Annotated in this window: 21 protein-coding genes; 4 read left to right on the forward strand and 17 right to left on the reverse strand. The window is 64.9% G+C overall.

From position 1 onward, the window contains the following. Positions 1 to 8: 8 nt before the first annotated feature. From AX724_RS14385 to AX724_RS14400, 5 genes are all read right to left on the reverse strand, one after another. Positions 9 to 1397, reverse strand: a complete 1389-nt coding sequence (locus AX724_RS14385; protein ID WP_066767768.1) for a TIGR03013 family XrtA/PEP-CTERM system glycosyltransferase — start codon at positions 1395 to 1397, stop codon at positions 9 to 11. Between the two features lie 192 nt (positions 1398 to 1589). Then, positions 1590 to 1865, reverse strand: coding sequence for a hypothetical protein (locus AX724_RS14390; protein WP_066767626.1), 276 nt, complete (start codon positions 1863 to 1865; stop codon positions 1590 to 1592). 51 nt (positions 1866 to 1916) lie between these two features. After that, positions 1917 to 2558: a sigma-70 family RNA polymerase sigma factor gene (locus AX724_RS14395; RefSeq protein ID WP_066767770.1), complete on the reverse strand. Its 642-nt coding sequence runs from the start codon at positions 2556 to 2558 to the stop codon at positions 1917 to 1919. A 117-nt stretch (positions 2559 to 2675) separates the two neighbouring features. Next, positions 2676 to 2807 (reverse strand): hypothetical protein, encoded by a 132-nt coding sequence (locus tag AX724_RS24740; RefSeq protein WP_269454159.1) that lies wholly within the window; start codon positions 2805 to 2807, stop codon positions 2676 to 2678. 93 nt (positions 2808 to 2900) lie between these two features. Further along, entirely contained in the window at positions 2901 to 3692 is a 792-nt protein-coding gene (locus AX724_RS14400; RefSeq protein ID WP_066767627.1) for a response regulator, read from the reverse strand. A 346-nt stretch (positions 3693 to 4038) separates the two neighbouring features. Here AX724_RS14400 and AX724_RS14405 point away from each other — a divergent pair, with 346 nt between their 5' ends. Further along, entirely contained in the window at positions 4039 to 4260 is a 222-nt protein-coding gene (locus tag AX724_RS14405) for a NepR family anti-sigma factor (RefSeq protein ID WP_066767628.1), read from the forward strand. Positions 4261 to 4345: 85 nt separating this feature from the next. Continuing rightward, positions 4346 to 5854: a sensor histidine kinase gene (locus AX724_RS14410; protein ID WP_066767772.1), complete on the forward strand. Its 1509-nt coding sequence runs from the start codon at positions 4346 to 4348 to the stop codon at positions 5852 to 5854. A 4-nt stretch (positions 5855 to 5858) separates the two neighbouring features. Here AX724_RS14410 and tgt read toward each other — a convergent pair whose 3' ends face one another. Together tgt and AX724_RS14420 are read right to left on the reverse strand one after the other, a co-directional pair. Then, positions 5859 to 6989, reverse strand: a complete 1131-nt coding sequence (tgt, locus tag AX724_RS14415; protein WP_066767629.1) for a tRNA guanosine(34) transglycosylase Tgt — start codon at positions 6987 to 6989, stop codon at positions 5859 to 5861. Positions 6990 to 7038: 49 nt separating this feature from the next. Next, positions 7039 to 7218: a hypothetical protein gene (locus tag AX724_RS14420; protein ID WP_066767631.1), complete on the reverse strand. Its 180-nt coding sequence runs from the start codon at positions 7216 to 7218 to the stop codon at positions 7039 to 7041. A gap of 238 nt (positions 7219 to 7456) precedes the next feature. Between AX724_RS14420 and AX724_RS14425 the strand changes: the two genes are divergently transcribed. Next, positions 7457 to 8413: a crotonase/enoyl-CoA hydratase family protein gene (locus AX724_RS14425; RefSeq protein ID WP_066767633.1), complete on the forward strand. Its 957-nt coding sequence runs from the start codon at positions 7457 to 7459 to the stop codon at positions 8411 to 8413. A gap of 9 nt (positions 8414 to 8422) precedes the next feature. Here the strand turns inward: AX724_RS14425 and AX724_RS14430 are convergent, their stop codons facing one another. From AX724_RS14430 to groES, 5 genes are all read right to left on the reverse strand, one after another. Next, complete coding sequence (locus AX724_RS14430) at positions 8423 to 10450, reverse strand: putative bifunctional diguanylate cyclase/phosphodiesterase (protein ID WP_082733541.1); 2028 nt, start codon at positions 10448 to 10450, stop codon at positions 8423 to 8425. 79 nt (positions 10451 to 10529) lie between these two features. Then, complete coding sequence (locus tag AX724_RS14435; RefSeq protein ID WP_066767635.1) at positions 10530 to 10907, reverse strand: PilZ domain-containing protein; 378 nt, start codon at positions 10905 to 10907, stop codon at positions 10530 to 10532. After that, positions 10904 to 11347 carry a DoxX family protein gene (locus AX724_RS14440; protein WP_231736693.1) on the reverse strand — a complete coding sequence of 148 codons (444 nt, stop codon included), beginning with the start codon at positions 11345 to 11347 and terminating at the stop codon, positions 10904 to 10906. Before AX724_RS14440 ends, AX724_RS14435 begins: the two co-directional genes overlap by 4 nt. Positions 11348 to 11551: 204 nt before the next feature. Continuing rightward, the gene (gene groL, locus AX724_RS14445; RefSeq protein WP_066767637.1) at positions 11552 to 13195 is read right to left on the reverse strand and encodes a chaperonin GroEL; all 1644 of its coding nucleotides are present in this window, start codon (positions 13193 to 13195) and stop codon (positions 11552 to 11554) included. 155 nt (positions 13196 to 13350) lie between these two features. Further along, positions 13351 to 13638, reverse strand: coding sequence for a co-chaperone GroES (groES, locus tag AX724_RS14450; protein ID WP_066767639.1), 288 nt, complete (start codon positions 13636 to 13638; stop codon positions 13351 to 13353). 299 nt (positions 13639 to 13937) lie between these two features. Between groES and yghU the strand changes: the two genes are divergently transcribed. Continuing rightward, complete coding sequence (yghU, locus tag AX724_RS14455) at positions 13938 to 14813, forward strand: glutathione-dependent disulfide-bond oxidoreductase (protein WP_066767642.1); 876 nt, start codon at positions 13938 to 13940, stop codon at positions 14811 to 14813. A 64-nt stretch (positions 14814 to 14877) separates the two neighbouring features. Here yghU and ligA read toward each other — a convergent pair whose 3' ends face one another. The 5 genes from ligA to AX724_RS14480 all read right to left on the reverse strand — a co-directional run bounded on the left by ligA (position 14878) and on the right by AX724_RS14480 (position 21162). Continuing rightward, positions 14878 to 16989, reverse strand: a complete 2112-nt coding sequence (ligA, locus tag AX724_RS14460) for an NAD-dependent DNA ligase LigA (RefSeq protein WP_066767644.1) — start codon at positions 16987 to 16989, stop codon at positions 14878 to 14880. A gap of 103 nt (positions 16990 to 17092) precedes the next feature. Further along, the gene (locus AX724_RS14465; RefSeq protein WP_066767647.1) at positions 17093 to 17467 is read right to left on the reverse strand and encodes a putative quinol monooxygenase; all 375 of its coding nucleotides are present in this window, start codon (positions 17465 to 17467) and stop codon (positions 17093 to 17095) included. Between the two features lie 30 nt (positions 17468 to 17497). After that, a complete protein-coding gene (recN, locus tag AX724_RS14470; protein WP_066767649.1) occupies positions 17498 to 19162 on the reverse strand; it encodes a DNA repair protein RecN in 1665 nt (554 codons plus the stop codon). A 111-nt stretch (positions 19163 to 19273) separates the two neighbouring features. After that, positions 19274 to 20074, reverse strand: coding sequence for an outer membrane protein assembly factor BamD (locus AX724_RS14475; protein ID WP_066767650.1), 801 nt, complete (start codon positions 20072 to 20074; stop codon positions 19274 to 19276). 65 nt (positions 20075 to 20139) lie between these two features. Then, positions 20140 to 21162, reverse strand: coding sequence for a sensor histidine kinase (locus AX724_RS14480; protein WP_066767652.1), 1023 nt, complete (start codon positions 21160 to 21162; stop codon positions 20140 to 20142). Positions 21163 to 21199 lie beyond the last annotated feature (37 nt).

Here is a 21199-nt window from a genome sequence, read left to right on the forward strand (position 1 = left end):
TCGCCCCCTTACCGTGCGCCGTCGGACCAGAGGATAACCCGCAACGTCTGGATCAGGATCAGCAGGTCGAGGAAGGGGGTATAATTCTTGGCATAATAGAGGTCATATTCCAGCTTGTGCCGGGCATCCTCGATCGACGCGCCATAGGGATAGTTGATCTGCGCCCAGCCGGTGATGCCGGGCTTCACCATGTGCCGTTCGGCATAATAGCGCAGATGCTGTTCCAGATCCTCGACGAACTGGCGCCGTTCGGGGCGTGGCCCCACGAAGCTCATCTCGCCCTTGAGCACGGTCCATGTCTGCGGCAGTTCGTCGATGCGCAGCTTGCGCAGCCAATAGCCAAGGCGCGTGATGCGCGGATCGTCCTTTTCAGCCCAGACCGCCTGGCCGGACACTTCCGCGTCCTGCCGCATGGTGCGCAGCTTCACGATCCAGAATTCCTGGCCGTAAAGGCCGACGCGCTGCTGGCGGTAGAAAGCCGGCCCCTTGCTGTCGAGCTTCACCAGGATCGCCGCGATCAGGATGATCGGCCCGGTCAGCAGCAGCAGGATGGAGCTGGCGACGATGTCGAACAGGCGCTTTGCCATGCTGGACAGGCGGCGACCAGCCGAGAAGCCATCCGAGAAGATCAGCCAGCTGGGATTGACGCTGGCGAGATCGACGCGGCCCGTTTCGCGCTCAAGGAAGGTCGAAAGGTCGTTCACATGGACGCCGGTGGTCTTGATGCGCAGCAGGTCGGCCATGGGGATCGCATTGCGCCGTTCCTCCAGCGCCAGCACGACTTCGCTGGCGTTGAGGCGAACCACGAAATCGGAAAGATTGAAGATGGCATTGCGGTTGATCGCTTCCGGGATCACCTGCGCGCCGTCATTCATGGCTATGAAGCCGACGATGAGGAAGCCGGCGCCGCGTTTCTGTTCCAGTTCCTTGATCCGGTTGGCGCGATTGCCCGCGCCCAGGACGACCAGACGCCGCTTGAACGCCTCCCCGCCCAGCATGGAGCCAAGCAGCAGGCGGATCGCGACCAGCAGCACCAGCGACAGGCCCATGGCGTAGAGCGAATTGGAGCGCCACAGCGTCATGCCGGGGAGCAGGAAATAGAGCACGGAAAGGAAGATGACGCCGAGCGACACCGCCACCAGCAATCGCGCGACGGCGAAGCGGATCGACTGGAGCGACTGGGGGCTATAGACGCCCACGGCGATCATCGCGGTCTGCACCGCGGCGGCGAAGCTGAACAGAGGGCCGAGCCTAGTCACGATATGATCGACGTCCATGCCGATCTGGTGCGCGCGCAGCAGCCAGCCCCCCTCCGCAGCGCCCAGCAGGATCACGAGATCGAGCAGCCCCAGCAGCAGCACCGCGTGCGGCACATAATGTTTGAACAACCTGATCATCGTCACGCACCTTGCCGGCAGCCGGAACGGCGCCCTTCATTGATGCCGGATGCGCCTTACAACGGGTGTAAGATAATCCGACACAGGATGCACCGTGCCGGAAAATAACGAAGAAATGTTAAATGCCCTGTCAGAATTGGCGGGAAATGCCGGCGATTTAAAGCCGTCTCGGCCGCGGCGTTCGGCGCCGTTTCAGTCGGCGCGGCGCAAATCTTTCGCTGCGTTTCCCGCAGCGTCGCCCATGGCGCTTGCGGCGCGGTCCACCGACGCGGCCGCATGGGTCACCGCGTCCGCGCCGCGATCGCGCCGATCCCGGCCGGTCAGGTAAAAGAAAGCGATCGCGATCAGGAGCGCCACGGCGACCAACGCGAACACCACGCCATGTCTGGCCGGCTGGTCCTGGAGTCGGCCGCGCCGGTCGTCCTGGTCCGCAGCCTGCCGGACCTGTCTGTCGGCATCATGCCGCATCACCTGTCTCCCTACCCTTTAACAACGGGTGGGAGGCCCGGATCGTTCCGGTCAGTCGTCGGCGGAAAGGCTGCGGCCCCGGCTCAACCGGTCGACATCGTCCATGATCTCGTCCAGCACCGCTGTCTCGGTGGTTTCCTGACTGCGGCGGCTGGGCAGGTCGCCATTTTCGAGTATCTGTTCCAGCGCCGAGCGGCCGCGGGCGACGCGGCTCTTGATCGTGCCCACCGCGACGCCGCAGATCTCAGCCGCCTCTTCATAGGCGAAACCGCCCGCGCCGACGAGGATCAGCGCTTCCCGCTGTCGCTGCGGCAGTTGCAGCAGCGCGCGCTGCATGTCCGACAGTTCGACATGCTTGTCCTGGCCCGCGGGCGCAGCGAGGATACGATCCGCCGTCAGATCGTCCCAATCGCCACGGAAGCGCGACCGACGCATTTGCGAGAGATAATGGTTGCGCAGAATGATGAAGGTCCAGGCGCGCATGTTGGTGCCTGCCTGGAAGCGGCTGCGCGCCGCCCACGCTTTCAGAAGCGTTTCCTGAACCAGATCGTCGGCGAGGTCGCGATTGCCCGAAAGGGACCGGCCGAACGCACGAAGATGCGGGATGACCGCCGCAAGCTCCCGCTTGAAATCGGCGTCGGACAGCTGGGCCCGTTCCTCGATGACTTCGGGGCCGCCCATATCTTCATCCATCGCAACGTCCCCCGTGCCGGCAACCGTTCTCACCGCATGAACCGACATCGTCAAAGCCATCTGCGCGTCCGTCCCCTAAACCCATCATCAATGTCGATATCGAACCCGCGACCCGGCCTATCGCCAGATCACCAGCAGCATCGCGATGACGGCGAGCGCCAGCGAGATGCCGAGGACATAGCGGACGACATGCGGCGTCGAGCCGGCCCTCGCCTGGTCGGTGGCGATATGCTGTTCCTGATCCGCCATGGCGCATCTCCCGATCGTTACGCATCATTAACGCGGCGCACGAAGGGCGGTTCCCGATAAACTCGCGCCTGCCCGATCTCGGCCGGTTCGATCTCAGGCCGGCGCGGTCGCCTCGTCAAAGAAGAGCGCCTGCGAAATGGCGGCCTTGACCGTCGAACGCTGGAACGGCTTGGTGATGAGGAAGGTGGGTTCGGGACGCTCGCCCGTCAGCAGCCTTTCCGGGAAGGCCGTGATGAAGATGACCGGCACCGAAAATTCGGACAGGATGTCCTTTACCGCGTCGATCCCGCTGCTGTCGTCCGCCAGCTGGATGTCGGCAAGCACCAGGCCCGGCCGGTCCGCCATGGCTTCGCGCACGGCGTCTTCACGTGTCACGGCGATGGCAGTAACGTCATGGCCAAGGTCGCGCACGATGGTTTCGATATCCATCGCGATGATCGGTTCGTCCTCGATGATGAGAACCTTGGCCCGGGTCTGCGCCTCGATCTCGCCCAGAGCCTCCTCGACCAGCGCCTCGACCTCGGCCGTTTCCATGTCGATCAGGTAGGACACGTCGTCCACGGTGAAGCCTTCAAGCGCGGTGAGCAGCAGCGCCTGGCGCGGCAGCGGCGTCAGGCGGGCAAGGCGCGCCTGCGCGATCGCTTCGTGGCTGCCGCCGGGCGACACCGGCACATCCTCCAGATGCGACGAGGACCAGATGGCATGAAAGGTCTTGTAGAGGCCGAGCCGCGGATCGACATCGGCCGGAAATTCCTCCGGGGCCGCCACAATGGCTTCCAGAGCCGCGCGGACATAGGCGTCGCCATGCGCCTGGCTTCCTGTCAGGGCGCGAGCGTAGCGGCGCAGGAACGGAAGATGGGGGTGCAGTTGCTGTCCAAGCGACATCGTCAAATCGTCTCCCTGCCCAGTGTCGGGCGTTCACATCCCGAAGCATCGGCGTGAGCAGGAAGGATGGAATGTCCATGCCGCATTGGCAAGCCCCCGTCCCCCCTTTCGCCGGCCCCCGCGCAGGACGGGGATCGGGCAGCGTAAAAAATGCTTCGATGGCCGGAACCAACAAAGTGCGGATTTGTTTCGCTCCCACATGGTTTTTTTGCCGAGACGGCGACTTTGCGGGCCATGGATCCGCAGATATCGCCTGCTCCAGAATTGACGTCATGACAGAAAGCCGCAAATACTGCGCTTGCTGGCATGACACAGGCTTGCAGAGGGGCTGATTTTGGTTTCTTCAATGACGGAGCGGGGCACGTCTGATGGTGGCGAGGATGGCGTGTCGACGCCTTCCGAAACCTTGACGAAGACGCGCGCCAAGACCGCTTCCGCCTCGACCAAACGCCGCGATCGGGGCAAGGAGGAAGGCCATGTATCGGAGGCCCTGCGCACCGTCTATCAGCGCGCCATTGACGAGGATATCCCGTCTGAAATGCTGGACCTGCTGAAGAAGCTGGACTGAGACGTCCATGAGTGGAGGCAGTTCACCTCCCGCGTCGGGCGCCGTCCGGCGCCTCCCCGACCTTTCCCGCTCGACCGGCGTCAAGATGTTCCTCATCCTGACCCTGGCCCTCCTGCCGCTGGGCCTGATCGCTCTGATCGCATCGCTTCAGGCAATCCGCAGCGCCGACCTTGAGAAGGAAGCGCTGCTGCGCGTCGCCGTGACCCAGAGCGCGCGCAAGCTGACCGCTGATCTGCAGTCCGACAGGACCGCCCTGCAACTGACCGTCAACGCCTTCGCGCACAATGAGGTCGATTCGGGCATGTGCCGGCGGCTGGGATTTTTCCTGACCGCGAACGAAGACAGCGATGGGCGATTCTACATCTATGACCGCAATGGCCGCAGGCTTTGCGGTTCTGCACAGCCGGAACCCGCCGGGCTGGCCCCGGACCAGCGGTTCGGCAGGGAGCCGGTGTTGCTGCTGCCGCAATCGCGGCAACTGCTCAGCCGCGTCCGCAGCGATGATGGACGCATGGTGGCGCTCAGCTATTATTCGCGCGCGCATCTGGAAAGCGTCGCCGATCCGGCGACGGCGATACAGAACAGGCAACTGGTGCTGCATCAGGGGACGAGGCAACTGGTCGTCAGCCGCCCCGGCGCCTTGCTTCCCGGCCGCAGCAGCAGCCTGTCGGCGCGGCTGGACCCGGCCGACATCATCCTGACCATGACCGTGCGGGAGCCGCCCGCAACAGTGGCCCGGCTGCTGTCCCTCTTCCTGCCGCTGGTCATGTGGTTCGCCGCCGCCGCCATCGGCTGGTTCGTGGTCAACCGGCTGTTGATCCGCCCGCTCGTCATCCTGCGGCGCGTGGTCGCTGCCTATCAGCCAGGCGAAGTGCTGGAGCCGATGCAGCGGGTCCGCACGCCTGCGCAGGAGATCATCGCGCTGGGCGACACGTTCCGCGAGATCAGCGAGGACGTCGCCACCCATGAGGCGGAGATGGCCGAGGGACTGGAGACGCAGCGCAAATTGACGCGCGAGGTGCATCACCGGGTCAAGAACAACCTCCAGATCATCTCCAGCCTCATCAGCCTGCATGCCCGGTCGGCGCACGAGCCCGAAGCGGTGGAGGCCTATTCATCGATCCAGCGCCGGGTCGACGCGCTGTCCGTGGTTCACCGCAATCATTTCGCCGAGCTGGAGGAAAATCGCGGCGTCGGAGTACGGTCGCTGATCAGCGAATTGTCCGCCAGCCTGCGCGGCACCGCGCCGGCCGCGGCGCGACGCTTCGCCATCCAGATCGAAAGCGACAATCTGAACATCAGCCAGGATGTCGCCGTGCCGATCGCCTTCCTCATCACCGAACTGGTCGAACTGGCGATGATGCTGGCACCGCAGGGATCGATGCACATCGCCGTGCAGGAAGATGCGGAGGGGACCAATCGCGCGCAACTGATCATGCGATCGCGCGGACTGGTCGAATCGGAGGCGATGAGCGCATATCTGAACGATCGATATGGCCGGGTGCTGACGGGCTTGTCCCGGCAACTGCGCGCACCGCTCGTTCATGACGGCGAGGCTGGCAGCTACGCGATCGCCATCACCGTCCTGCCCTGAGCCGTCAAACCCGCCGATAGTCGCGGCGGAAATCGGTGGCGAAGCTCGCCAGCCTGCCCGCTGCGATGCTGTCGCGCAGGCCCTGCATCAGTTCCTGATAGAAGTGGATATTATGCTGCGTCATCAGCATCGCGCCCAGCATTTCCCCTGCCTTCACCAGATGATGCAGATAGGCGCGGCTCCATGTGGCGCAGACCGGGCAACCGCAGCGCGGATCGAGTGGGCCCTGATCCTCGTTGAACTTGGCGTTGCGGATGTTGAGAGGCCCTGCCCATGTAAAGGCCTGGCCGTTGCGGCCCGAACGGGTCGGCAGGACGCAGTCGAACATGTCGATGCCGCGTTCGACCGCGCCGACGATATCGTCGGGCTTGCCGACGCCCATCAGGTAGCGGGGGCGATCCGCTGGCAGCATGTCGGGCGCGAAGTCGAGCGTGGCGAACATCGCATCCTGCCCTTCCCCCACCGCGAGTCCGCCCACGGCATAGCCGTCGAAGCCGATGTCGATCAGCTGCTCCGCTGACGCGCGGCGCAGCCCTTCGTCCAGCGATCCCTGCTGGATGCCGAACAGGGCGGCGCGTTCGGCATGATCGCCGCCCGCATCGAAGCCTTCGCGCGAGCGCCTGGCCCAGCGCATCGACCGCTCCATGGACCTGGCGGCTTCGTCATGGGTGCAGCCGTTCTTCGTGCATTCGTCGAAGGCCATGACGATGTCGCTGTCGAGCAGGCGCTGGATTTCCATCGAGCGTTCGGGGGTCAGCATATGTTTCGACCCGTCGATATGGCTGGAAAAGGCGACGCCTTGCTCGCTCATCTTGGTGAGGGCGCTGAGGCTCATCACCTGATAGCCGCCGCTGTCGGTGAGGATCGGCCGGTCCCATCCCATGAAGCCGTGAAGGCCGCCCAGGCGCGCGACACGCTCCGCGCCCGGACGCAGCATCAGATGATAGGTGTTGCCAAGGATGATGTCCGCGCCTGCCGCGCGCACTTCGGCCGGGCGCATCGCCTTGACGGTGGCGGCGGTGCCCACGGGCATGAAGGCGGGCGTGCGGATATCGCCGCGCCGCATCCGGATGACACCGGTCCGCGCCTTGCCATCAGTGGCGCTAATGGAAAAGGAAAAACGGGGTGCAGTCATGCCGCGCCTCTAGGGGCGAAGCGACCGGGACACAAGGATTGACGGGCTGTCAGCCCGCCCGCTTCACGCCGTCGAACAGGGCAAGCGCGTCGATATTGAAGCCTTCCACCCGGCGATAAGGACCGACAAAACGCAGGCAATCGGCAGACAGGCGCAGCGGCCATGGCGCGCCAGCGGCATCATGCAGGGCGAGTGTGACGGACGGCGAGGAGGAACGGATGTGGCGCATGACCCCTTTGTAAATGGCGAAGGTTAACAAAGGGCTAGACGCCGGCACAGGAAAGCCGGCCCCAAAACTATTTGTGGCTTTGAGGTGACATGGGGGTCGATTTCCGGCGGTCAGGACGAGTCTTATTTGCAACAGTTGCAATGAAAAATGGTTAATGCTCTGTCAATATCCGGCCGGTTGATTGCATCATGCCTGCAAGCCTGTTCACTTCATTTCCAATAGAAAAACGGGGACGCAGATGATTGATTCAGGCCGGTTCAGCCCGACCAGACACGATGCGGAGGACGCGTCGGAGGAACATTTTGCCGCGGCGGACGACCTGCCGCCGCTCGCGCGGGGCAAGCCAGCGGGCGGGGAAGAAACAGGCCGGTCGGCCTTGTTCGACCTGGGCCAGATCGATGTCCGGTGGGACGCCGACGCTGCGACATTATGGGCCTATATGGCCCCCACGCATCGTCCCAATTTCAGCATGACGATGCTGCGCGATGTCCAATATTGGTATGCGGAATCGAAGCGGCTGTTCGACGCCGGTGTGCTGCCGATCAAATATATGGTCGCTGCATCCCATTTCCCCGGCGTGTTCAACCTTGGCGGCGACCTGGAACTGTTCGCCGGCTGCATCGAGCGCGGCGACCTGCCGGGACTGGTGCAATATGGCCATGCCTGCATCGACGTGGTGCATCGCACATGGCGCAACGCCGACATGCCCGTGATATCGGTCGCCCTGGCGCAGGGCGACGCGCTGGGTGGCGGTTTCGAGGCGCTGCTCTGCTTCGACGTGGTGATCGCCGAACGCAGCGCGCGGTTCGGCCTGCCCGAAATGCTGTTCGGCCTGTTCCCCGGAATGGGTGCCTATTCCATCCTGAGCCGGAAGCTTGGCCGCCTGGCCGCCGAGCGCATGATCCTGTCGGGCAAGGTCTACAGCGCCGAGGAAATGTACGACATGGGCATCGTTCACCGGCTGGTGGACGATGGCGAAGGCGAACAGGCCGTGCGGGACTATGTGACGGAGAACCGTCCGCATCATGCCGGGCATGTCGGCGTGTTCGAGGCGGGACGACGGGTCGATCCGCTCCACTATGACGAATTGAAGGACATTGTGGAGAATTGGGCCGCGTCCGCGCTGAAGACGGACCTGCGCGATATCCGCATGATGCGGCGGCTGGCATCGGCCCAGACCAGGCTGGGCCGGTAAACGGGAGGCTCAGGCGACGCGGCGTGCCTGGATCAGGGTCGCCGCCGCGGCTGGCACGGTCTGCCGATCCCCCATCAGCGCGAGCAGCCGGTCCTGCGGGATCGGGCGGCTGAGGATGAAGCCCTGCAAATTGGTGAAGCCGGCATCCTGCGCATAGCGCAGCTGTTCCTCCGTTTCGATGCCTTCGGCCACGGTTTCGACATAGAGGGCGCGGGCGAGTTGGGCGACGGATTGCGCGATCACCCGGTTGCGCGGATTGTCCGCGACATCGCGCATGAAGCTCTGGTCAACCTTGATCGTGTCGAATTCGTGCGTCCGCAGCGATCCCAGCGACGAATAGCCGGTGCCGAAATCGTCAAGGGCGAGGCGCAGGCCGATGCGGCGCAGTTCGTTGAGAATGAGGTGAGTGCGGCGATCATCGTCCAGGAAGATCGATTCGGTGACTTCCAGTTCAAGACGCCGCGCCGCAAGGCCCGAGGCCAGCAACGCGGAAATGACCGAGCGGGGTAAACCGTCGGCCTTGAGCAACGCAGGCGAGATGTTGACGGCGAGCCGCACGTCGTCGGGCCATTCCATCGCGTCGTGGCAAGCCTTTCGCACCGCCCAGTGGGTGATCGGCTCGATCAGCGCGGTGCTTTCCGCGATCGGGATGAATTCGCCCGGCGAAATGGGGCCGTGCACCGGGTGGTTCCAGCGCATCAATGCTTCGCACATGGCGATGCGCCCCGTCGCGCTGTCGAAGATCGGCTGATAGTGCAGATGCAACTCGTCGTTCGCAAGAGCGGCGCGCAGACCGGTTTCCAGTTCGTAGGTGCGGTCCTGCTCCGCCCGCATGCTCCAGTCGAAGGTGGTGAAGCGATTGCGGCCGGCATGTTTGGACCGGTACAGTGCCAGGTCGGCATGCTGGAGCAGTTCGTCGCCGCCCTGCCCGTCCTCCGGCGCGACCGCGATCCCCATGGAGGCAGTGACGGTCAACTGGTGGCTGCCGATTTCCATCGCGCCTTCGACGGCGCGCATGATGTCGGACGCGATCAGGCGCGCATCGTCGCGATCCGCGTTCGGACAGATGAGGACGAATTCGTCGCCGCCGAAGCGGGCGACATGACCACGCGACCCGACCACGATTTTCAGCCGCTCCGCCACCGCGCAGAGCAGTTGATCGCCGACGATGTGCCCCAGCGTGTCGTTGATTTCCTTGAAACGGTCGAGGTCCATCCACAACACGGCCATGGGCGCATCATCGACGGCCCGGCTGTCGAACAGGTCGCGCAGCCGCCGCTGCATCGCCATGCGGTTTTCGACGCCGGTCAGGCTGTCATAATGGGCGAGCCGCTCGAACTTGAGGGCGAGCTGCGACTTTTCATATTTGCCCTGATGCGCGTCGAGCACGATGCGGTGCGTGGACCGCGTGATTTCCGCCATGGCAAAGATCATGAGGAAGCAGAGGATGCTCAGGATCACATAACCAAGCCCGCCCGCCAGAATCAGGCCAAGGGCTGTCGGCAGAAGGGAAAAGCAGGTCTGCCCCACGGCAACCGGCACGCGACCGGCATTGCGGCCCGATATGCCGCCCGCATAGGAAGCGACCATGCCGACGGCCAGGACATGCAGCTTCGCGTCGTGCGTGAGGACGAGGGTCGCAAGCGATTGCAGTCCAAGGAGAGCGGCGTAGAACCACGCACCCAGCTCGTAGGCCAGGCCCCAGATGGGGCGGGCGGGCTTGTCCCGATGCGCGAGCGCGCGCTGGAAATAATAGGACGACACCGACCGGCTGAAACCGATCATCACCACCAGGCAGGCGATGATGGTCATGGGAAGCGTCGCCGCCTGCCATGCGAGCACCGCGCTCAACGACCCGCCCGAAATCGCGCCGGCCAGCAGCGAGGCAGGCGAGGCGTAGAGCGCCTTCAAAAGACCGTCGCGCACCTCCTCGCCGTGCTCGGAGAGTGGCGCAGCGCGCCGGCGCAGAAATCCCGCGCCCCGGAGGCGGAATGGTAATGACACGTCGACAGCATAATGCCGCCACAGCCTTTCCATTTGGTAAACCATTCCGGGCGACCCGCCACGCGCCGGAAAAACCCGCCGCCCGTGCCGCCGGGCGGGATGGAAAAACCGTTCAGCCCGGCTTCTTGTCCGGTACGGTGGCCGCGTCGACGCGGCCGATATTCTTCATGCGCGACCAGAGATCGTCCGGCACGGGGACGTTGTTGGCAATGACTTCGGCAGGATCCACCGCTTCGGGAAAGCGGATGCCGCACACGCCGTCCAACAGCCACATGATGCGCGCCTCCGCCTCGAACCGGCGGGCCTTGAGCATTATCCAGTCGCCGACCGCAAGACCGCGATTGTCATTGAGCATCGCGCCCCCGGCTGAAATGTCACCGACGACGATGGGCCAGCTTTGTTGGCCCCGGATCAGTTCGGCCGAAAATTCGGTGGTGAACCGGGGATGACGACGCCGTTCGGGAAGGCCGGAACGATCTTGGGACGTCATCTGCGCACACTCCTCGATGCTTTCTGTCCACTCCTGCGCACCGGCCCAGTGCCGATGTCGCGGAGCCGCACGCCACCGGCAACCAGCGCCCACCAGCAGATCAGCGGCTGGGCGAACAGGCGGGGAAAATGATAGAACCAGCCAAGACCCGTCCCCGTCGACAAATCCCGGACCGCATGATTGATGTTCACAGGATAGACGCAAACGGCGTATATAGCTAGCATTACCCCGGCAAGCGCCCGCACGCGCGGGACGAAAAGGCCGAGCGCTCCGGCCACTTCCGCCATCCCGGTCAAGGCTATCACCAGGAAGGGCATAGGCACGTCGCGCGGCATCAGCGGCGCGAAGATGTCCGGCCGCCAAAGGTGGAAGCCGCCCGCGACCAGGAAAACAGGCGCTATCGTGATGCGGGCGATGTCCCCGCGATGAAGCCGCTGCACAAGCATCGCTCCTTATCCCCCCACCCCGGTTCTTAGGCAAGCAGGCGCGAAAAGGGCCGACGCATCGCTGCGCCGGCCCCTTTCATTCCGTGCAGGCTCTCGCCTGCCGGGTGAGATCCCGGCCTGCGCCGGGATGACACCGGGTCCACGTCTTCCATCGCGATCGAACCACGGGCCGGGCAAAGCCGGCCCGCTACGATCGCTTTAGAAGTCCATGCCGCCCATGCCGCCCATGCCGCCCGGCATCGCGGGAGCAGCGGACTTGTCGTCCGGCAGCTCGGCGATCGTGGCTTCGGTGGTGATCAGCAGGCCAGCGACCGATGCAGCGTTCTGCAGCGCGGTGCGCACGACCTTGGTCGGGTCGATGACGCCAGCGGCGACCAGGTTTTCATACACGTCGGTCGATGCGTTAAAGCCGAACGAGGTGTCGTCCTGGTCCAGCAGCTTGCCCGAAACGACCGCGCCGTCATGGCCGGCGTTGGCGGCGATCTGACGCACCAGAGCCGTCAGCGACTTGCGGACGATGTCCACGCCACGGGTCTGGTCGTCGTTGATGCCGGTCAGGCCTTCGATCGCCTTGGTGGCATAGAGCAGCGCGGTGCCGCCACCGGGAACGATGCCTTCTTCGACGGCTGCGCGCGTGGCGTGCAGGGCGTCGTCGACGCGGTCCTTGCGTTCCTTGACTTCCACTTCCGACGCACCGCCGACCTTGATGACGGCAACGCCGCCAGCCAGCTTGGCCAGACGCTCCTGCAGCTTTTCGCGGTCATAGTCCGAAGTGGTGACTTCGATCTGCGCGCGAATCTGCTCGGTGCGGCCCTTGATCGCGTCGGCGTCGCCAGCACCATCGACGATGGTGGTGTTGTCCTTGTCGATGGTGACGCGCTTGGCGGTGCCGAGCATGCCGAGCGTGACGTTTTCGAGCTTGATGCCGAGGTCTTCGCTGACGACTTCGCCCTTGGTGAGGACGGCGATGTCTTCCAGCATGGCCTTGCGGCGGTCACCGAAGCCGGGCGCCTTGACCGCAGCGACCTTCAGGCCACCGCGCAGCTTGTTGACGACCAAGGTCGCCAGCGCTTCGCCTTCGATATCCTCAGCGATGATGAGCAGCGGACGACCCGACTGCACGACCGCTTCCAGGATCGGCAGGATCGACTGCAGGTTGCTGAGCTTCTTTTCGTGGATCAGGATGTAGGGGTCGGCGAGTTCGACCTGCATCTTTTCCGGGTTGGTGATGAAGTAGGGCGACAGGTAGCCGCGGTCGAACTGCATGCCTTCGACGACGTCCAGCTCGAATTCGAGGCCCTTGGCTTCCTCGACGGTGATGACGCCTTCCTTGCCGACCTTTTCCATGGCTTCGGCGATCTTCTCGCCGACTTCACGGTCGCCGTTGGCGGAGATGATGCCGACCTGGGCCACTTCGTTCGACCCGGAAACCGGCTTCGAGCGCGACTTGATGTCTTCCACGACCTTGCCGACGGCGAGGTCGATACCGCGCTTCAGGTCCATGGGGTTCATGCCGGCCGCAACCGACTTCATGCCTTCGCGCACGATCGCCTGGGCAAGGACAGTGGCGGTGGTGGTGCCGTCACCGGCGATGTCGTTGGTCTTCGAAGCGACTTCGCGGACCATCTGGGCGCCCATATTCTCGAACTTGTCCTTCAGTTCGATTTCCTTGGCGACGGAAACGCCGTCCTTGGTGATGCGGGGCGCGCCGAAACTCTTGTCGATGACGACGTTGCGGCCCTTGGGGCCCAGGGTCACCTTGACCGCGTCGGCCAGGATGTCGACGCCGCGCAGGATGCGCTCACGAGCGTCACGCGAAAACTTTACGTCCTTCGCTGCCATGATCTAATTCCTCTACTTATGTTTCGAGTTGAGTTTCCAGAACTCCGTCCGGGCTGAGCTTGTCGAAGCCTGCCGCCGAGCGGAGCGAAGTGCCTCGCTTCGTTCGGCCGAGCCTTTCGACAGGCTCAGGGCGAACGGGGAGAGGCAGGATCAATTCAGGCGACGATGCCCAGAATGTCCGATTCCTTCATGATGAGCAGGTCTTCGCCATCGACCTTGACCTCTGTGCCCGACCATTTGCCGAACAGGATGCGGTCGCCGGCCTTGACGTCGAGCGGGGTCACCTTGCCATCTTCGGCCTTGCTGCCGGTCCCGACGGCGACGATTTCGCCTTCCTGCGGCTTTTCCTTGGCGGTGTCGGGGATGATGATGCCGCCAGCGGTCTTCTCTTCCGCTTCCACGCGGCGGACGAGAACACGGTCGTGCAACGGACGAAATGCCATGTTGAGTGCCTTTCCCTAGCTGTTTCGAGAGTGAATGAACGGCCGGTCAAGCCCGCACCGCCTGTCCTGCTCCCGATGAACTTTCCCTTGTTAGCACTCATTGAAGGAGAGTGCTAGCGCCGCGAATATGGCTGCGCAGGCGTGAGCGTCAAGATGGGTGCGGCACTTTTTTATGCCGCGCGCGCGATCCGCGCGACCATGGTGCGACGAAGCGGGCGAACAGCCGGTCGCAAGCCTTGTGCCGCCCTATCCCGCTTCCTACGTGCGCGCCATCGTTTCCGTGTTGAAAGGATCGTGCGTTGAGCGACACTCCCTATATTCCCCCTGAAGTCTGGACCTGGGACAAGGGAAGCGGCGGCGCGTTCGCCAATATCAACCGCCCCGTCGCCGGGCCGACGCACGACAAGGCGCTGCCGGTCGGCAAGCATCCGCTCCAGCTCTATTCGCTCGCGACGCCCAACGGGCAGAAGGTCGGCATCCTGCTCGAGGAATTGCTGGCGGCAGGTGTGGCCCAAGCGGAATATGACGCCTGGCTGGTCCGCATCGGCGATGGCGAGCAGTTTTCGAGCGGCTTCGTCGAGATCAACCCCAACAGCAAGATCCCGGCGCTGGTCGACCACAGCGTGTCGCCGCCGCGCCGCCTGTTCGAGTCGGGTTCGATCCTGCTCTATCTGGCCGAGAAGTTCAGCAAGTTCCTGCCCAAGGACGGTCCGGGCCGGACCGAGACGCTGAACTGGCTGTTCTGGCAGATGGGCGCCGCGCCGATCCTGGGCGGCGGCTTCGGCCATTTCTTCGCCTATGCGCCGGAGAAATACGAATATCCCATCAACCGCTACGCGATGGAGGCAAAGCGGCAGCTGGACGTGCTGGACCGGCATCTGGCTGCCCATGAATATATGGCGGGCGACGAATATACGATCGCGGACATCGCGATATGGCCCTGGTATGGCGGAGTGGTGCTGGGGCGCAGTTATCCGGGCGCCGACGTGTTTCTCGATGGGCCGAGCTACAAGAACCTGATGCGCTGGGCGCAGCAGATCGACGCCCGGCCGGCGGTGAGGCGCGGGCGGATCGTCAACAAGGCGAACGGGCCGCTGGAGGAGCAGCTGCACGAGCGGCATGACGCCAGCGATTTCGACACGAAGACGCAGGACAAGCTGCAGGGCGTGGCATAGGCCATTTCGAGGCAGAGGCCGTTCCCCGGCGACGGCCGGGAAACAAGGACGGCGGGTGCGAAAGCTAGCCCGCCGCCTTGACGATTTCGGCCCAGGCGGCCTCGTCGATCACGTCTATTCCCAGCGCGGCGGCCTGTTTCAGCTTGCTGCCCGCGCCGGGCCCGGCGACGACGAGGTCGGTCTTGGCGCTGACCGATCCGGCGGCTTTCGCGCCCAGCCGTTCGGCCTGCGCCTTCGCTTCGTCGCGGCTCATGGTTTCGAGCTTGCCGGTGAAAACGACCGTCTTGCCGGTGACGGCGCTGGCGGTGGTTTCCACGACATAGGGCGGCGGCGCGACTTCCGAGAGGAGGTCGTCCCATGCGGCGATATTGTGCGGTTCGTGGAAGAAATCCGCGAGGGCATGGCCGACCGCCGCGCCGACATTGTCGACGCCGATATGGTCGGCAATGGCCTTGTCGCGCTTTGCCGGGCTGTCAAAGGGCTGGTCCCGCAGAGCGATGATCTCTGCCGCGAGGACATGAACGGCGGGCAGCGTCGTGTAGCGCTTGAGCAGGTCGCGCGCGGTGACCGCGCCGACATGCCGGATGCCCAGGCCAAAGAGCAGGCGCGCGGCGTCGGGCTGGCGCTTGGCCTCGATCGCGGCGAGGAGATTGTCGACCGACTTGTCCTTCCACCCTTCGCGGCCGAGCAGGTCGGCACGGTGCGCTTTCAGGCGGAAGATGTCGGCGGGTTCGGCGATCCAGCCGAGGTCGAGAAATTCCTGGATCGTCTTTTCGCCCAATCCTTCGATATCGAGCGCGGCGCGACTGACGAAATGGCGCAGCCGCTCGAAGCGCTGGGCCGGGCAGATGAGACCCCCGGTGCAGCGTATGTCCACCTCCCCTTCCTCGCGCACGGCTTCCGATTGGCAGACGGGGCAATGATCGGGGAAGAGGAAGGGGTCGCGCGGTTCGTCCCGCGTGAGGTTGTCGACCACCTGCGGGATGACGTCGCCCGCGCGCTGGACGACGATGCGGTCGCCGGGGCGAACGCCGAGTCGCGCGATCTCGTCGGCATTGTGGAGCGTGACGTTGGAGACGACCACGCCGCCCACGGTGACGGGGGTGAGCCGGCCGACGGGGGTGAGCTTGCCGGTGCGGCCGACCTGGATGTCGATGGCCTCCAGCGTCGTCTGCGCGCGTTCGGCGGGGAATTTGTGGGCGATGGCCCAGCGCGGGGCCTTCGCCACGAAGCCCAGGCGCTGCTGCCAGTCGAGCCTGTCCACCTTGTAAACGACGCCGTCGATGTCGAAGGGAAGATCGGCGCGGGCGGCTTCGATGGCGCGATAATGGGCGATCAGGGCGTCGAGGCCATCGACGCAGGTCAGGCGGTCGGAGACCGGCAGCCCCCAGCTTGCAATCGCCTGCATGACGCCGAGTTGGGTTTCGGCGGGGACGTCGCTGTGCGCGCCCCAGCCATGGGCGAGGAAGCGCAGCGGGCGGCTGGCGGTGACGGCGGCGTCCTTCTGTCGCAGCGAACCGGCGGCGGCGTTCCGTGGATTGGCGAACTGGCGGGCTTTTTCAGGGTCTTCGGCTTCGGCAAGAAGGCGGGCGTTGAGAGCGACGAAATCGGCCTTCGCCATATAGACTTCCCCGCGTATCTCGAACAGGTCCGGGACGTCGGGGCCGGCGAGCGTCTGGGGGATGTCGGATATGGTGCGGACGTTGGCGGTGACATCCTCCCCGGTCGTGCCGTCGCCGCGCGTGGCGGCGAGGACAAGGTCGCCCTTCTCGTAGCGCAGCGAGCAGGACAGTCCGTCGATCTTGGGTTCGGCGGTAAGCGCGACAGGGGCGTCTTCCGGCAGCGCGAGGAACCGTCGGACGCGGGCGAGAAATTCGACGATGTCCTCATCGGAAAAGCCGTTGTCGAGGCTCATCATGCGGACGGCGTGGGGGACTTTCTTGAGCGCCGTGGTGGCGGCCGCTCCGACCTGGGCATTGGGCGAATCGGCGCGGATAAGGTGCGGGAAGGCGGCTTCGAGCGCGTTGTTCTCGCGAATGAGCACGTCATAGTCCGCGTCGCTGATCTCCGGCGCGTCCTGATCGTGATAAAGCCGATTGTGGCGCGCGACCTCTTTGGCGAGGCGCATCAGGCGGTTGGCGGCTTCGGCTTCGGTGAGGGTGGCGGGATTGGTCATGGGGATGCCTTAACGCCTCGCATGCTCGTGCGAAAGCGTGAGCCCTGCGGACAGGGTCATGTCAGCAAGATCTGGTCTCCCGCTTTCGCAGGAGCCGCTTGGTTCACACACCGGCAACCGGCACTGTCTCGAAGCTCTGCGGGAAGCCCGCAATGAGCGGGCGGGCCTTGGCGATGGCGGCGCGGACGGCAGGGAGTTTGAGTGATGCGGCGTGGCTGTCCTTGCTGTCCCAGACCTCAGTGATCCAGATGGCGTCGGGGTTGGCGGTGTCGAGCGCGACGATGTAGGAGAGGCAGCCGGGCATCGCGCCGGTGGCTTCGGTCAGGATGGCGACGACGGCGTCGCGTTTGCCGGGCGCGCTCAGCATCTGGCCGATGAGGCCGTAGCGGGGCTTCGGTTCTTGCGCAGCGACGGGGACAGCGTTGGCGGCGAGGGTTGCGGCGGCAAGCCCGATTATGTCTCTGCGGTTATGGGTCATTGGCTTACCCCCCTCTCCCAACGGACAAGATTACCCTCTTTCCAGCAACCGTTCCGCCTGCGCCCTTGCCTCCGCCGTGATCTCGGCGCCGGAGAGCATCCGGGCGATTTCCTCGCGGCGTTCCGCGTCGTCGAGCGCTTGGACGCCGGTGCGCGTGACCGTGCCGTCGCTGGATTTGGCGATGAGCAGATGCCCGGCGCCCCTCGCCGCCACCTGCGGGCTGTGGGTGACGACGAGGATCTGGTTGCTTTGCGCGAGGCGGGACAGGCGTTCGCCGATGGCGTCCGCCACCGCGCCGCCCACGCCCCGGTCGATCTCGTCGAAGATCAGCGTATCCGCCCCGCCTTGCTCCGCCAGGGCGACCTTGAGCGCGAGGATGAAGCGGGACAGTTCGCCGCCCGAGGCGATCTTGACCAGCGGGGCGAAGGGCGCGCCGGGGTTGGTCGAAATCTCGAACTCCACCCGATCCATGCCCTGCGCGCTCCATTGCCCCTCGTCGAGCGGGGCGACGACGGTGCGAAAGCGCGCGGCATCGAGCTTCAGCGGCGCGAGTTCGCCAGCAACGGCAGCATCGAGGCGGCCGGCGGCCACTTGACGCTCGGCAGAGAGCGCCTGCGCGGCGATGCGATAGGCGTCGGCCTTCGCCGCGACATCTTTTTCCAGCGCGGCGATATGCCCCTCCCCGCCTTCGATCGCGGCAAGCTTCGCCGCCATCTCGTCGCGCAGCGCGGCGAGATCGTCGGGCGCGACCTGATGCTTGCGGGCAAGGCCGCGCAGATCGAACAGGCGTGTCTCGATCGCGTCGAGACGCGCGGGATCGAAGGACAGCGCCTCGGCCGCTTCGGCCAGACGGTCCTCCGCCTCACCGGCTTCCACCACCGCCCGATCGAGCGCTTCCAGCACGGCGGCGAGCGCGGCGTCCTCCCCGGCGATGCGATCGAGCCGGCGGGCCGCCTGCCGCAACTGGGCAAGGCCACCATTCGATCCGGTAAGGCAGTCGCTGACGGCGGCAAGATCATCGGTGAGGCGCGCGCCCTTCTGCATCGTGGCGCGTTCGGCGGCCAGTTGCTCTTCCTCCCCCGGTTCGGGCGCGAACTTCGACAGTTCTTCCACCGCATGGGCCAGATAATCGCGGTCGCGCGCGGCATTTTCCACGGTCGCCCGAGCGTCGGCAAGCGTCGCCGTGGCCGCGCGCCACGCGAAATGGGCCGACGCCACCGCCGCCGCGTCGCAGCGGCCATAGGCATCCAGCAGCGCACGGTGTCCGCGCGGATTGAGCAGGCCGCGATCGTCATGCTGGCCGTGAATTTCGACCAGCATCCCGCCAAGGTCGCGCAGCAGCGCGGCGGAACAGGGCTGGTCGTTCACGAAGGCGCGACTGCCGCCATCCGCCTTCAGCGTACGGCGGATGAGCAGCGGCTCGCCCGGCTCCATCTCTATGCCATTATCAGCAAGCAGCGCTGCGGCGCGCGTGTCGCCGGCCGGCGGTTCGAAGGTGGCGACCACGCTGGCCTGCGCCTCCCCCGCGCGGACGAGGCCGCTGTCGGCACGCGCGCCCAGAGCGAGGCCGAGGGAATCGAGCAGGATCGACTTGCCCGCGCCGGTTTCGCCCGTGAGGACGGAGAGGCCTGCGCCAAACTCCAGATCCAGCGCTTCGATCAGCACGACGTTGCGGATGGCGAGCGAGATCAGCATGGCGTTCGTCCTTGAACGTCATCCCAGCGAAGGCCGGGATCTCTTGCCTCTTGGTCGTCCCAAGCCGCCTGAGACCCCAGCCTTCGCTGGGGTGACGCCATCATGATGGCGTCAGGCCTTGCCGCCATGCCGCTCCATCAGCTTGTAGCTGCGCACATACCATTCGGAACCGGGATAGTTGCGGCCGAGGACGGCGGCGGCCTTCTGCGCTTCGATGGGAATACCGAGCGAGAGATAGGATTCGACCAGACGCTCCAGCGCTTCGGGCGTATGGGTGGTGGTCTGATATTTGTCGACGACGGTGCGGAAGCGCAATGTGGCGGCGAGCCACTGGCCCCGGCGCTGGTAGAAGCGGCCGATCTCCATTTCCTTGCCGGCAAGGTGATCGTTGACGAGATCGACCTTCAGCCGCGCGTCGGCGGCGTAGCGGGTGTCGGGATAGCGGCGGATCAGTTCGCCCAGCGCGTCCAGGGCCTGCTGCGTGATCTTCTGGTCGCGGGTGACGTCCGCAATCTGCTCATAATAGCAGAGCGCGATCAGATAATAGGCGTAGGGCGCATCCTTGTTGCCGGTGTGGATCGAAAGGAAGCGCTGCGCCGCCGAAATGGATTCGGCGTAATCCTGGTTCATATAATAGCTGAATGCCGACATGAGCTGCGCGCGGCGGGCCCAAGGCGAATAGGGATGCTGGCGTTCCACCTCGTCGAACAGGGCGGCCGCGAGCTTGTACTGGCCGCGATCCAGCCTGTCCTTGCCGCTATTGTAGAGGGTGGACACGTCGCGGGCGACATATTGCGTGTCAGCCTTGTTCTTCGACGTCGCGCATCCAGACAGCAGGGCAGCAAGCAGGATCGGGGCGGCAATGGCGGTGATTGGGGCCGCGCCGATGCGCGTCATGGATTTCGTCAGCATGGCCGGGTCATAGCGGAGGGAGGCGCGCCAGCCAAGCGGCAGAATGGCATGGCACAGCAGAAGGTTCAGCGCACCGCGACGGCCGGCAGGGTGAGTGTCGCCACCGCCCCGCGATCCGGTCCGGGCGTCAGGGTGAAACGGCCACCAAGCTGGCTGGCGAGCGCCTGGGCGATGCGCAGGCCCAGGGAGGATTGCTCGCGTCCGATCTGGAAACCCGGGGCGATACCCTCCCCGTCGTCGGCGATGCGCAGCGTCAGCGCGTCCGCGTCCCGGACCAGCAGGATGCGGATGGTCCCGGCGCTATGCGGCAGGCCATGTTCGATCGCGTTGCTGACCGATTCCGCGACGATCAGCGCCAGCGGCACGGTGATGTGCGACTCCAGTTTCAGGCCTTCCGGCGCATCGACGGCGACGGCGACATCCTGCCGTGCGCTGGCATCCAATATGTCCGCCGCCAGCGTCGAGAGGAAAGTGCGCATATCCTGTCCCGCGCCCGATGGATCGTACAGCGCCCGGCTGATGCGGCCGACGAGAGAAACGCGGGCGGAGGCATCCTCCAGCGCACGGCGGGCGACCTCATGATCCAAATGGCGCTGCTGCAGGCTCAGCATCGCGGCAACGACCTGAAGATTGTTCGACACGCGATGCTGAAGCTCATGGAACAGAAGCTCGCGATTTTCCGCCAGCGCACGGTTGCGTTCCCGCTCCACGGCGAGGTTGTAATTGGCGCGCTGCATGAAATGGACGAGGACGATGTCCGTGGTCACTACGCCGGAGTAGAAGAGCATCGCCATCGCCACCCCGGGGTTCAGGGCCAGATCGTAGGCAGGCGGGATGAACATATACCAGGCAAGGAAGCCGCACAGCAGCGCCGCGCATAGTCCCGGCCGCACCCCGAACAGAAAGGAGGCAAGAATGACCGCGGGAAAGAAGGTAACGAACGGATAGCCGCTGGGCAGCAGCGGGGCGGCCGCGAGACGGAGGGCAAGTGCGACGAGACAGAAAAGAAGCGTGATCAGATAGGCATAGACGGGGCGACCCGGCACAAGCGGCAGACGCTCAACAAACCGCTCATTCATCCGCTGCATGCTGATTCCCGACCCTGGTGCGCAACCGTAACAGAAA

It is taken from the genome of Sphingobium sp. CCH11-B1 (genome assembly GCF_001556865.1).
Taxonomy (GTDB): domain Bacteria; phylum Pseudomonadota; class Alphaproteobacteria; order Sphingomonadales; family Sphingomonadaceae; genus Sphingobium.